We start from the raw sequence: 12,776 nt of genomic DNA on the forward strand, positions 1-12,776 counted from the left end.
GCGTTTATTGTTTTTTTATAATTTTCTTTAAGAGGTTAACCTGTTGTTTGTAAAAAGTGTCAGACAATTCACAGGGGAAGAAATCGAAAGCATGGACAGCGCCTTTAATTTCGATCAGATGGGCATCTATGCCGGCTTCCCTGAGTTTCGCAGAATAGGCGATGGCTTCATCTTTTAAAGGGTCTAGTTCACAAACGACGATCGTTGCCGCCGGTAGTTGATCAAAGTTGGATTGTTGCAGGGGCACCGCATATTTTGGGGGATGATCATGGTGTTTTCCCAGATAATGTCTCCACATATGGTAAGCTGAATTCCTGGTATGCATTGGGGCATGAGCAAATTCAGCCATCGAAGCGGTCTGAAGCCTGTGATCTGTAGGGGGATAAAGCAGGTACTGATGGCATATTTCAGGGAATCCCAGATCCCTTGCCAAATGAGCAACAGACATCGCGATGGTAGCACCTGCACTACTGCCGCCAATGATGATCTGGTCTTTCCGGCCTGAAATTGATTTCGCGTTTTCAGCAAGCCATTTCAAAACCTGATAGCCGTCGTTCAGCGCTGCCGGAAAAGGATGTTCCGGTGCCAGTCTGTAATCAACAGATACAATGGTTAAGCTGGCATCTGCAGCCAGGCCGCAAAGCATAAAATCATATTGCTCCGGATTTCCGAAAATAAAGGCGCCACCATGAAAATAAAGTAGAACAGGTTGCGGAAGTCCGTTTTTATGCCGGTACACCCTAATCCTGATATTGATCCCGATTTCCTGAGAAGGAATCTCTAAGTTTTCTACAACAAGCTCAGCAGGGAACTCAGGAGCAACTTCCTGTGCTGATAATTTCGATTCTTCTTCACGTATCTGAACGGGGTTATGCTGCAGCAATGCCTCATATGGGATTTTGGACCATTCACTTGCTGACATGGCTTTGAGCAGTCCCTCATCTATGCGGTGTGATAATGTGTTTTCCATGGATTGAACTTCTTTAATGAGTAGCAAAATTAAACTGTATAATATGTGATATACAGGTATAATTTTAGTATAAAACGGTAGTTTTGTCTTATGGGACAAGAGAATATATATCAGTCGCTGGAAGTTTATCATGAGCAGGTAGCCGTATGTCCGTTGAGAGACAGACAGTTCAACTTCTTTGAATTTGTGTATGTGCTTTCCGGAACAGGAAGCCAGCTGGTAAACGGAAACAAAGTGCTATTTGAGCCGGGGGATCTGTTTCTGATTACACCCAATGATGCCCATAGCTATGATTTACAGGGGGAATCTTCCTTCCTGGTGATTCGCTTTGATAAAGGATACATTAAAGAATACCAGTGGAAAAGCATTGACCATATGGAATGTTTGTTGTTTTACGCCTCACATTTATCCGGTTCGATACTTCAAAATGAAGCAGATCGCCTCCTGATACAATCGCTCATGCAGTCTTTGCTGCAAACCATACAACAACAGGATCTGTATCTGGAAGATTTGAAAAGGCATTTTGTGAATGCGATTATTGTAATTGCTGCCAGAAATCTTATAAAAACAAAACCCCGGGGACTGAAACCAAATGGCGATAAGAAAATACTGGAGATCATCGACTATGTTCAGGAAAATATTCACAATCCTCAAAAATTGAAAGTATCAGTTATGGCCAAAAAGTTTGGAATTTCTGAAACATACCTGGGCACTTACTTCAGGAACCAATGTGGGGAAACCTTGCAGGATTACATTTCCGCTTACCGCATCCGTTTGATCGAACACCGTTTAAAATTCAGTGACGTCAGAATCAGGGAAATCGCTGAGGAGTTTGGTTTTTCGGACGAAAGCCATATCAATAAATTTTTTAAAACCCATAGGGGGATGAGCCTGAGGGCCTACCGCCTGTCCCTGTAAATGATCTATGACAAACGCATTACAGCTTATGGCTTGTCATTTCCGGATGAGCAACGTACCTTTATTCAATTAAAATGGAAAGCTATATGAATACTGAAAAAGCCATTCTTGCAGGCGGTTGCTTTTGGGGAGTTGAAGAACTGATCAGACATTATCCCGGCGTAATTTCAACGGTGGTTGGATATACCGGAGGTGATGTACCCAATGCAACTTACCGGAACCATGGAACACATGCTGAAGGAATAGAGGTTGTGTTTGATCCCTCAATTTTATCCTATCGTGCACTCCTGGAATATTTCTTCATGATTCATAATCCAACCACAAGAAACAGACAGGGAAACGATATCGGCAGCTCTTACCGTTCTGCTATTTTCTATACAGATGAAACGCAGCAGGAAACCGCGAATGCTTTAATCGCAGAAATGGAAGCATCTGGTGTATGGCCCGGGCAAATTGTAACAGAAGTTGTTCCGGCAAGTGATTTCTGGAATGCAGAGGCTGAGCATCAGGATTATTTGCAAAAGAACCCATACGGATATACCTGCCACTTTGAAAGACCCGACTGGAAGCTGAGCTAAATGGAGACCATCCCCATCAGGCAACTGTATGTAACACGTACAGAGCCTGCATTATCCGGAAAATTTAACATCCGGAAGATTACGGAGCTATTGGATGGGAAAGACATGCTGGAGGAACTGCACCGGCATGATTTCTTTTATATCCTTGCATTGGAAAAAGGTGCTGGTTTCCATGACATAGATTTCAATCCTTACACAATTTCAGATCATTCTGTTTTCTTTATGCGCCCCGGACAGGTACATAAAATAGGATTAAAGGAGGGGAGTAAGGGGTATTTGATTTCCTTCAGAGATGAGTTTTATTTTCCCCAGGACAAAACTTCCGGCCAGTTATTGAGAAAGGCAAGTCATTTTAATCATTATCAGTTTCCTGCTGACAGCTTTCAGAAACTGTATGGCGTTTTGAATGATATCTTTTTGGAGCATTCAGACAAAAAAGAAAGATATCAGGAGGCGATTAAAGCGAATCTGGAGCTTTTCTTTATCGGGCTGCTCCGACAGCAAGACAACCGTCCGGCAGCACATGCGAACCTTTATATGCAGGAGCAACTGGAGAAATTCCTGGAGCTTTTGGAAATACATGTTTTTAGCCATAAACAAGTGTCTGAGTATGCAGAAATGTTAAACCTTTCCACTTATCAGCTAAATGCAATTGCGAAAACTACACTGGGTAAAACCTGCCTGGTGCTGATCAATGAATACCTGATACTGGAATCTAAAAGGTACCTTCTGGCAACATCAGGACAGGTCAATCAGATTGCCCACCATCTGGGATATGAAGATGTTTCTTATTTTATCAGGTTCTTTAAAAAGCATACCGGATCTTCGCCCGAAGAGTTCCGACATAATTTTAGATAAATCCTATACAACTGGATTTTTGTCCTATTCTTTTCTTTTCCCCCTGGATTACTTTTGTTGAAGAAACTGAGGCGTTAATGTTTTTATAAAATTTTAAATAGACAGATATGAATAAATCCTGGGATGAAGCGTACAAGAATAAATGGGATAATGAGTACAAAGTAGAGGACTACGTTTATGGGAAAGGTCCTAATCTTTTTTTTGAAGAATGGCTACGGAAATTTGAAGCCGGATCTGTTTTGATGCCGGCCGATGGAGAAGGCCGTAATGGGGTATTTGCGGCTGAAGCTGGTTGGAAAGTTACTGCTTTTGATCTCAGCGCAGAAGGGAAAACAAAGGCGCTACAGCTGGCAAAAGAAAAGGAGGTCAGCATCAGTTATATTGTTGGGGATTTGGAGGAGCTGGCGTTTGAAAAGGAATCTTTTGATGCCATAGGATTGATATATGCTCATTTTTCGGCTGAAAAGAAATCCTCCTTTCATAAAAAATTAAGCAACTATTTAAAACCGGGAGGAGTAGTGATTTTAGAAGCCTTCTGTAAAGATCATTTAGCGCTAACCAGGCTCAATCCCAAAGTAGGGGGGCCAAAAGAGCTGGATATGCTGTTCTCTAAGGAAGAAATCCTCGCTGACTTTGAAGATTACGACTTATTGATACTCGGAGAACAGGAAATCGAGTTGAACGAAGGAATACACCACATCGGAAAAGGGGCTGTAGTCCGGTTTGTCGGTGTAAAACGAACGCCTTCGGAATAAGTTGGATTTTTCTGTTGATTCTGTAAATTATTCTATATTGCAGAGAATAGAATTTATTTAAACTTTATGGTCAAAATAAAAGGGCTTGTCTTCTCTTTCCTGATGATGAGCATGGTAAATACTGCTGTTTTTGCACAGCAGGATAAACAGATAGCGGTTGATTCCCTGAATAAATACATTAAGCCAATTGCATCAGGAGTAGACTCGGTAAGGGACTATTCAGCGGTTATTGATCTTTTAAAGAATAAAGCTCTGGTTGGGTTAGGTGAATCAACTCATGGAACGGGGAGTATTTTTGAAGGTAAATCGGAGATCATAAAAAGGCTCATCAAACAAGGTGATTTTAAAACTGTTTTTATGGAAACGGGTTACTGTGGACTCTTAAATATTGATACTCTTTTTCGTCAGTCAAAGCAGATAGACCTATTGAAGGGGTTTAAAAAGTCGGGATTGTTCGGCATTTATAAGACTGATGAGGTTTATCGGATGTTTGAATGGATTGCAGCATATAATCAAGAACATGACCTCAAAGACCGGGTTGCTATTCTTGGAATAGACATGCAGGATGCGGAGGGCATTGCTGATAAGTTAGTTCAGATACTTCCTGATGGTGGGAAAAATGATCAGAAAATCCATAATGGTCTGATCACGATCAAAAACGGTTTTACGAGAACGGGTGCTTTCGGTTTTAGTAAAGCTGAACAAGTGATTCTTAAGGAAATGGTTTCCGGTTTAACTTCATTAGCGCTAAAGCAATCAGATCCGGAGTTTACGTTTATTACAAGACTGATGGAACAGTCTGTAATATGGCTAAATAGTTCCGCCCAGCTAAGGAGTGATATAAGAGATCAATACATGGCGGAAAATGTACTTTGGCTGAAAAAAAACAGGAGGGAAAACGGAAAGGCGATAGTATGGGCACATAATGCACATCTTGCCAATAGCAAACGCCCCTATAGATTGCCAATGGGATCTCATTTGAAAAAAGAATTGAAAAATGATTATTATAACCTTGCTTTTGCTTTTGATGAGGGCTGGGTTAGAATTTTTGATCCTAAATCTACGAAACCCGGCTTTCAGGAACGCCTGTTCGCATCATCAGAAAATGTAAATTCTATAGAGTACTATTTTAAAGATTGTAAGCCTAAAGATTTTCTGTTAGATCTTACTGAAATTGCTGACAATAAATTCTTTAAGCAGTTTTTCAGGAAAAATAACCGCTTGAGAGTTATCGGATCCAGGTTTTTGGGAGATGGAAATTTTAGTTTTACTCCGGAATCGATATTGGATGGCTATGATGGTTTTGTTTTTTTCAACAAAGCAAGCGCAGCAAAAGAACTCCGGAGATAAATAAAAAGATCGTTATCTGCTGCTGGATCTGATTGATATTTTACTCAGGTTAGAAAGGTTCAGTTTATCTTTTGATTCCTGTAAAGTCTTTCTGAAAGCGCCAATGGAAAGGGCAACATTGCTGCCCGGATGACGCCTGATGATCTTTTCAAAATCTGTGGCTACATCTGGTAAGAGTTTGTTCGAATCATCTTCCGTTGTGGGGGTGTTTTCTAATCCAACTAAAAGGTGGTTCAGGTAATCCTGGTAATTTAATTGTGCCATCTTTTTGTAATAGCTCTTAGGATAATCCTTCAGGAACTGCTCCCAGTAAAAAGCCCAGTCGCCCAGGGTTACCCTGTCTATTGCCAATCCGGCATCATAATCAATTACAGGATCATTTTCCACTGCGGTCTGATCCCAAAACTTGCGGTCATCCTTTAACAAATGTGAGGCAAACAGGGATTTCCAGTAACTGGGACTAAGGTGAAAAACAGCTCCTTTCTCTTCTTCATTTATAATTTCAATGTGGTGATCGATAAGTTGCTGGAAGACTTGCTTTTGCTCAGGATTCAATTTCGTCTGGAATTTAGCTTCCACTCTTTTTCTGCGTTTAAAGGCATTCTCACCATCAATCGATGCAATCTCAAACTGATCAAAAAGGATCAGAAGCTTAGTTTGGCGGAAGTCCAGATCATTAATGTGAGGGCTCAGTGCAGTTTGCCACTGCTCTAATAATTGATACCGTTGTTCTAGTGGAAGCCCGGGAAGTTTGAGTTGTATGGCATACTCAACCGAGTCAAGGGCGGCAAAAGAAGGAGTCTGTTGGAACAGGCTGATCAGTTCATCAACTGTTTGTTGTGGAGTGCTGAGGCTATCGGTTTTGATTACGGTTTCCAGTGGTTTAGAGATCGGGGTATTTTGTTTAGGAATTTTTTCCTGTTTCTTCTGACCGGAGGTACAAGCTAAAGTCAGATTTGCCAGACAAAATAAAACGATTGCTGATTGCTTAAATTTATTCATATAGGGAGCTTATATTACCGCGGATAGCTAAACGCCGTAAATCTAATTCGAAGATAAATAAAAGCTTTTCATTTCAAACAAAAAGGCCGTCTGATAAAGAAATTATCAAACGGCCGCAAAACTCTTCTGAAAAACTGATCAGCTGGTTTTATAAAAGAACTGATCGGACACGATCTTACCATCCTGTACTTCATAAACGCAAACCTCACTCATGGGCATTCTGCCGTATTTTTTGTAGGTAGCATCAATATCCATTACACAAGAAAAGAAGTTCTCGCCTACAACCGGATCCGATATGGTTGAGCTGTGTATTTCCTCCAGACTATTCAGCCATTGCTGAGTTTTGTCCAGAACGGCTTTTTTACCTTCTGTCAGCTCCATGTGAGCGCCCTGGGGTTCCCTGCTGACAATACGATCGTGATAAAGCTCATTGATGGCTTCTTCGTTTTTACCTTCACGGCAAAGTTGAACCAATTTGTTTGCTACTTCCTGAGTATTCATATGAAAAAAGATTAAATGACCTGTTTGGCTAGTAGACAACAATCTAAATCTAAAAATGTTCATCAAAAGGTTTTGTTCCAGGGCTTTCCAGTTTCAGGTCCTTTACCTGGCCACTTCCTTCAAATTCCAGGCGGAGGCCAACAATCCTCCCTAAACTGTGTGTTTGTGCTTTGCTGAAAACCTGTTTGCCGTTGAGATATACACGAAGTGTTTTATCTTTAAGCTCACACCTTAACTGCTGAAATTGATTGAAATCGCAACCAAAACTACTCAGATCTGCGGTTTTTCCCTCGATCCAGTCTTCCACAGCCAGCAGCCCGATGTCAGCAGTACACCCTTTATGGCTCAAAGGAATCACAATGGCCTTTCCGATTCCCAGGATCACTACTTTTACTTTGCGGCAAACTGACTGTTCCGGTGTAGAGGTATTTCTGAGGGTGGTCGTTAAACTGAAGTTTCCGCCATCAATTCCGGGATATTCTTTAATGTTTGAAAATTTAACCCAGGTCCCGTTAAATACAGGTGATCCTGTTTTCTGTTGCAATAAGGCACCTGTGATTCCCATTGTACCCTGAGGTCTGATTTCGGATGCTGATAGATAAACAGGAATCGGACTTCTGTCAATAATACCTTTCCAGCCTTTTGTTTTTATGAACACCGGTATTTCTTTTAGAATGGAATGATTCACGATCAGTTTAGCAAGGAAGTAACCGGGATGGTAATAGATAGAAGTATGGATACTGTCGCTGGCGGATACCTGTTTTGTCCGTTTCGGATCCCAGGATTGGCGGATGTAAACCGAATCTTTAATTGAAGCATTGGTATGGTAATTAAACACCACTGAGTTGGGTAAATCGTCAGATACTTTTCTGCTGCTGAAGCTGCTGGATTTTGCCAATTCCTTATTACCTTCCTGAGCGGATAATTTGCCTTCCCGAGCGGATACCCAGAGCAGGAGCAGGCAGGAAATAAGTGCAGCAGCAATCATCCACATCGGATTTAGTTTTATTTGTTCCTGTGGTACGCCAACCGACTGAACAGGTAGATCCGGAGAGATCTGGCTGAGTTTGAATTCCCGCCAGCTATTGTAATCTGCAAAACGGGCCAGGGCATTCAGCGTAACGAGTGAAGGAAAGCTGGTGTATTTCACTTTTCCCCAAATTCTTTTAAGGGTAGAAACACTCAGTTGTACCTGAGTTTTATCGAATATTTTCTGACTGAGTTCTTCATATTCTTCTGCCCGCCAATTGTCGCTGTTCCCCCAATTTAACAATTGTTCTATGTGCTGTCTGCATTGTTGTAGCTGTCTTTTCTCTTCTTCCATTTTTTTTAAAATTAAGCTACTTCTGCTTCATATGAGGGTATGAATGAAATTGAACCAATTTGAACACTCGTTGAATCCTTTATTAAAGGCGATTTTACCAGTTTTAGATAAAGTTAAAAATCAGCAGATATGAACAGCAATTATTATTTTAAAATCTTATTTATTCTATTGACTTATACAGGCACAGCCTGTTCGGCTCAGCAACAAATCCGATATGACCTGGGAAAAGCGTTAAAACAAAAGAAACTGAGCTTCAAAGCTAAACAAAGTGTCACTCCTGTGGTAAAAGATAAACAACAGGGATTGTCTCTGAATGGAATTGTCTGGATCAAAGATCTGGAATTCTCAACAGGAACAATTGAAGTGGACCTCAGAGGAAAAGATGTATTTCAGGAGAGCTTTCTGGGCATTGCTCTGGGGAAGGACAGTATTTCCTATGAAGCGGTATATTTCCGTCCTTTCAATTTCCAATCGGAGGATAGCTTAAGACGAAAACATACCGTTCAATATGTGAGCGAGCCCGCTTTTCCATGGCACAGACTTAGAGAGGAGCAGCCATTGGTATATGAGAACGCAACAAAACCCGTTCCTTTGGCCAGCGACTGGTTCCATGCCCGGATTCTGGTTAAAGCAGATGAGGTTCAGGTATATGTAAACCATTCTTCGGAAGTATCACTAAGTGTTAAACGCTTAAATACGATAAAGAAAGGAGTGATTGGCTTATGGACCACTGGTTTGAAAGGGGATTTTGCTAATCTGGTCATTACAAAATGATTATTTATGTCAGATATGGAGATGACCGGCAATACAGCTCTACTGCATATAGTTCTTAAAATCCACATGCGGTAGAGCTGGCTGGCTTTACGTTTTCATCGCTAATTTCTGATCAGGGTAATGAAGAATGATTAAAAAGCAAAAGAGTATAACTGAAGCTCGTTTGTCTTGTCTTTTTCAACGCCAACAGGGCCATATCCATAGCCAAGATTACCATTGTTCGGATTGTATATGATGAGACCGAACGCAATATTCGACGGAACTTTAATCGATACAAATCCGTTTTCATCAGTCAGGCCTTTAAGAGGAGCTGCTTTTATAATATTGGTGACATTATCTGAATTAGGCTGAACACTTTTGAGTGGATAAGCTACTACACCCAGGTTCTTTAAAGGAGTCCTGCGATCATTTTCAGAGATCAGTCTGATGTTTAAAAGCCCTGAAAATGAGCTGGCTTGAATGGTCTTTTCTTTCCTGGTATCGGCAACAATCTGAATGAATTCATCGGTGCGGTATTTAATCTTATTGACAACAGGAGAATCCGCTGTTACCAGATAACTTTTAGGTAACAGATTCGAAAAATAGGCGATTCCCTCCTGATTGGTTCTTATGGAATCAACCAATGCGTTAGGATTCGGAGTGCTTGTACTGTAACTAATCCTGCTGTCGTAAAGTGAAACCTTAACACCAGCTAAGCCATTTCCCGAATCATCAACAATTTTGTAACTCAGATTTCCCGTACTGACAGCATCAGTCACCTTAACATTTGTAATCTTCTTACAAGAGAGTACCAGTATCGATAACCCGAGTAGAAGTATGGTTTTACATTTCATATTCTTATAAAGAAATAAGCGTGTTTATGGTTGATAGATAGTCGCAGAATAGCTGGCAGTAGCATCTTTTTGTACATGTGCACTGTTATTCTGATTATAGGAAGCATTTGTAACTGAATTATAAAGATATACACTGTAATGTTTGTTGGAAGGAATCTTGAACGTGATTACACCAGCTTCGTTCGTTAGTCCTGAAAATTCTGCAACTTTTAAATTGGCAGTTGTTGATGAGGAGTAATTGAACCTATTTGATGGAATCAGGATTACACCAATATTTTTTAAGGGTTGATTATTGTTGTAGGACTTAACGGTCATATTAAATTTTCCTGAAAAATCGGTTACTTTAACCTCTTTTTGCTTAACTGCACCTGTGGTTACCTGAACATATTCCTGAATCATATAGGCAACATTGTTCACTTTTGGTGAATCCGCAACAAGCGTGTAGTTGTTTGGATTCAGGGCTCCAAAGTCAACCTGACCATTTTGATCTGTCAGACGGGTGTCCAAAAGGATGTTCGTATTTGTATAATTGTCTGCACGATCAAATAAAAAGACCTTTACGTTTGGTAGACCTTTGCCGGCATCATCAGTAAGTTTGTAAGTAAGTCCTCCGCTGGTAGAAAGTTTAACATCAACATTAGTGGTTTTTTTGCAGGATGTAAGAACTGCCAGCATTAGGATTAAAATGGTAAATTTTGATTTCATATTTATGGTTTTTTATTTATTTTGACGCAAAAATATCATAATAATTGATCTCTTGTTAAATTTATTTATTTAATAACGTACTGTAAGTCTTGAGGAGGATTGAGGTGTTGAATAGAAAAGAAATAAAAGTGTTTGTCCGGGATCACACCTTTAAATGGCAATAATGCGCCCCATTTGTTTCTGATATTGAGGTTACATTTGTTTAACCCTTACCTGTGCGAAAAAGTATTGTGTTCAAATAGGGTTAAACTAATCCAGAAAAGATGAAATCAATATTTGATCACACTACCAGGGCAAGCTTAATAGGACGGATTAATACGCTTAATGAAAATAGTATCGCCCAATGGGGGAAAATGAACATCTATCAGATGTTAAAGCATTGTACGGTCTATGAAGAAATGATGTTAGGAAAGAACAGGTATAACCGTGCGTTCCTGGGGCGTTTGTTTGGTAAAATGGCTTTAAAAGAATTTACTCAGAACGAAAGTCCCATCAAGAAAAATGTGCCCACACTTTCTGAACTCAAGGTGAAAGTAAATCATGGAGATGTAGCTACTGAAAGAGAAAAGTGGATCGCCTTGCTGGAAGAGTATCCAAATGCACCATGCACTGATATCGTACATTCTTTTTTTGGAAAATTGACGAGGGATCAGGTTGGAATCTTAGTTTATAAACATACCGATCATCACCTCAGACAGTTTAACAGTTAAAGAAAATACTGGTCATTATCTTTAGATAGTTCCAATAATTGCCGTTAGAATTATTATTTTAGCTTAAAAATACGATTATGTACGGTGTGGAAAATCTGGCGGCATTTATTCTTGCTGCAGTCATAGTAGTCATTACCCCGGGAATAGACACGATCATGGTGTTAACACGGAGTATTTCTCAGGGAAAAACAGCAGGTTTGTATTCTGCAATTGGCGTTAGCTTAGGCTTACTGGTGCATACTTGTGCAGCCACCTTTGGATTGTCCCTGATTCTGGCAAAATCTGCATTCGCCTATAGCCTGATTAAATATCTGGGTGCAGCTTACCTGATCTATATCGGTTATAAATCCCTTACCTCAAAAACAGCAGGGACTGAAATTACATCTGGCCAGACAAAACCGGTAAAAAACAGTAAAATGTTGTTTACTGCATTTTTAAGTGATGTGTTAAACCCTAAGATTGCGATCTTCTTTCTGGCTTTCTTACCGCAGTTTATCAACGCTTCTTCGATCAATAATCCGATACCATATCTGTTATTGGGCTCTATTATCTTTTTTATTACCCTGGTTTGGTGTACAATACTGGCCCTGTTAGGCAGTAAAGTGGCTGCACTTTTTAACAGGAACAAGAAGGCAGAGGCAATCATGAATAAAACAACTGGCATTGTCTTCATTTTACTTGGTTTAAAAGTAGCTTTATCAAAGAAATAAGAACGATAAAATAGATTAATCTACACTGTTTTAATATATCCGTTTAAGAAAGTAATCGATTTCAAAAAGATTATTTCTGTTAACCCATCTTTATTTTAATGTAAAATTTCTGTATGTTGCAGTCTGGGATACAACTAGATGGGAGCATACAGCAAACGAATTGATGACGAGCTTGTCGAGCTGGTGAAGAATGGTGATCATGCTGCTTTCACCGAAATCTACAACCGTTACTGGCCATTGCTGTTTCTTCACGTTCAGCGAATGGTAAAAGACGAAGATCTCGCAGGAGATGTTGTTCAGGAAATTTTTACCTGGATTTGGCAACGTGCGCCTATTCTTGATTTCAACTGCGCTCTTTCTTCTTATCTGTACACAGCAGCCCGCAATAAAGTCTTTAATCTGATCCGTCATCAAAAAATACAGGTAAACTATTTTAAAGATATTGCCGCTTTTATTGAGGAAGGGAATTACCATGTAGATGAAGAACTGAGGTATAAAGAGCTCCTGAATACCATTGAATCGGAGATTGACAGAATGCCTCCCCGGATGCGCGAAATATTTAACCTTAGTCGTAAGGAACATCTGTCCCATAAAGAAATCGCCATGCAACTGGAGATTTCAGAAAGTACGGTTAGGGAACAGGTGAAAAGAGCCCTGAAGGTACTGAGGCTGAAGGTAGAAGATCCCTATTCTTTGCTTTTCATCATGCTGTATTTACTTCATTAACAGCACAAGGTGCCGGATCCGGAGCCATCATAAAATATTTTTTTTAACCTTGTCCCCTATAG

General features: G+C 40.2%; 15 protein-coding genes. 9 read left to right on the forward strand and 6 right to left on the reverse strand.

The annotated features are described in order from the left end of the window. Positions 1 to 4 precede the first annotated feature (4 nt). Positions 5 to 970 (reverse strand): alpha/beta hydrolase, encoded by a 966-nt coding sequence (locus BUC20_RS13460; protein ID WP_073231517.1) that lies wholly within the window; start codon positions 968 to 970, stop codon positions 5 to 7. Between the two features lie 90 nt (positions 971 to 1,060). Here BUC20_RS13460 and BUC20_RS13465 point away from each other — a divergent pair, with 90 nt between their 5' ends. From BUC20_RS13465 to BUC20_RS13485, 5 genes are all read left to right on the forward strand, one after another. Next, positions 1,061 to 1,888 (forward strand): helix-turn-helix transcriptional regulator, encoded by an 828-nt coding sequence (locus BUC20_RS13465; protein ID WP_073231518.1) that lies wholly within the window; start codon positions 1,061 to 1,063, stop codon positions 1,886 to 1,888. Between the two features lie 86 nt (positions 1,889 to 1,974). Beyond that, on the forward strand, positions 1,975 to 2,466 hold the full coding sequence (gene msrA, locus BUC20_RS13470; RefSeq protein ID WP_073231833.1) for a peptide-methionine (S)-S-oxide reductase MsrA: 492 nt from the start codon (positions 1,975 to 1,977) through the stop codon (positions 2,464 to 2,466). Continuing rightward, entirely contained in the window at positions 2,467 to 3,324 is an 858-nt protein-coding gene (locus tag BUC20_RS13475; protein WP_073231519.1) for a helix-turn-helix domain-containing protein, read from the forward strand. Positions 3,325 to 3,431: 107 nt separating this feature from the next. Next, entirely contained in the window at positions 3,432 to 4,079 is a 648-nt protein-coding gene (locus BUC20_RS13480) for a class I SAM-dependent methyltransferase (protein WP_073231520.1), read from the forward strand. 66 nt (positions 4,080 to 4,145) lie between these two features. Next, a complete protein-coding gene (locus BUC20_RS13485) occupies positions 4,146 to 5,429 on the forward strand; it encodes an erythromycin esterase family protein (protein ID WP_073231521.1) in 1,284 nt (427 codons plus the stop codon). Between the two features lie 12 nt (positions 5,430 to 5,441). Here the strand turns inward: BUC20_RS13485 and BUC20_RS13490 are convergent, their stop codons facing one another. From BUC20_RS13490 to BUC20_RS13500, 3 genes are all read right to left on the reverse strand, one after another. Continuing rightward, complete coding sequence (locus BUC20_RS13490; protein ID WP_073231522.1) at positions 5,442 to 6,431, reverse strand: hypothetical protein; 990 nt, start codon at positions 6,429 to 6,431, stop codon at positions 5,442 to 5,444. A gap of 138 nt (positions 6,432 to 6,569) precedes the next feature. Continuing rightward, positions 6,570 to 6,932 carry a nuclear transport factor 2 family protein gene (locus BUC20_RS13495; protein ID WP_073231523.1) on the reverse strand — a complete coding sequence of 121 codons (363 nt, stop codon included), beginning with the start codon at positions 6,930 to 6,932 and terminating at the stop codon, positions 6,570 to 6,572. A 49-nt stretch (positions 6,933 to 6,981) separates the two neighbouring features. Beyond that, positions 6,982 to 8,256 (reverse strand): hypothetical protein, encoded by a 1,275-nt coding sequence (locus BUC20_RS13500; RefSeq protein WP_073231524.1) that lies wholly within the window; start codon positions 8,254 to 8,256, stop codon positions 6,982 to 6,984. A 129-nt stretch (positions 8,257 to 8,385) separates the two neighbouring features. Between BUC20_RS13500 and BUC20_RS13505 the strand changes: the two genes are divergently transcribed. Next, positions 8,386 to 9,030, forward strand: a complete 645-nt coding sequence (locus BUC20_RS13505) for a hypothetical protein (protein WP_073231525.1) — start codon at positions 8,386 to 8,388, stop codon at positions 9,028 to 9,030. A 131-nt stretch (positions 9,031 to 9,161) separates the two neighbouring features. On the opposite strand, the gene BUC20_RS13510 is transcribed toward BUC20_RS13505, so the two are convergent. Both BUC20_RS13510 and BUC20_RS13515 read right to left on the reverse strand, forming a co-directional pair. Then, on the reverse strand, positions 9,162 to 9,863 hold the full coding sequence (locus BUC20_RS13510; protein WP_073231526.1) for a carboxypeptidase-like regulatory domain-containing protein: 702 nt from the start codon (positions 9,861 to 9,863) through the stop codon (positions 9,162 to 9,164). A gap of 24 nt (positions 9,864 to 9,887) precedes the next feature. Continuing rightward, the gene (locus tag BUC20_RS13515; RefSeq protein WP_073231527.1) at positions 9,888 to 10,568 is read right to left on the reverse strand and encodes a hypothetical protein; all 681 of its coding nucleotides are present in this window, start codon (positions 10,566 to 10,568) and stop codon (positions 9,888 to 9,890) included. A gap of 263 nt (positions 10,569 to 10,831) precedes the next feature. On the opposite strand from BUC20_RS13515, the gene BUC20_RS13520 reads away from it, so the two are divergent. The 3 genes from BUC20_RS13520 to BUC20_RS13530 all read left to right on the forward strand — a co-directional run bounded on the left by BUC20_RS13520 (position 10,832) and on the right by BUC20_RS13530 (position 12,714). Further along, positions 10,832 to 11,278: a DUF1569 domain-containing protein gene (locus BUC20_RS13520; RefSeq protein WP_073231528.1), complete on the forward strand. Its 447-nt coding sequence runs from the start codon at positions 10,832 to 10,834 to the stop codon at positions 11,276 to 11,278. A gap of 77 nt (positions 11,279 to 11,355) precedes the next feature. After that, the gene (locus BUC20_RS13525) at positions 11,356 to 11,988 is read left to right on the forward strand and encodes a LysE family translocator (RefSeq protein WP_073231529.1); all 633 of its coding nucleotides are present in this window, start codon (positions 11,356 to 11,358) and stop codon (positions 11,986 to 11,988) included. A 138-nt stretch (positions 11,989 to 12,126) separates the two neighbouring features. Then, positions 12,127 to 12,714, forward strand: coding sequence for an RNA polymerase sigma factor (locus tag BUC20_RS13530; protein ID WP_073231530.1), 588 nt, complete (start codon positions 12,127 to 12,129; stop codon positions 12,712 to 12,714). The last annotated feature ends 62 nt before the right edge of the window (positions 12,715 to 12,776 follow it).

This window comes from Pedobacter caeni (genome assembly GCF_900129215.1).
Lineage (GTDB): Bacteria > Bacteroidota > Bacteroidia > Sphingobacteriales > Sphingobacteriaceae > Pedobacter > Pedobacter caeni.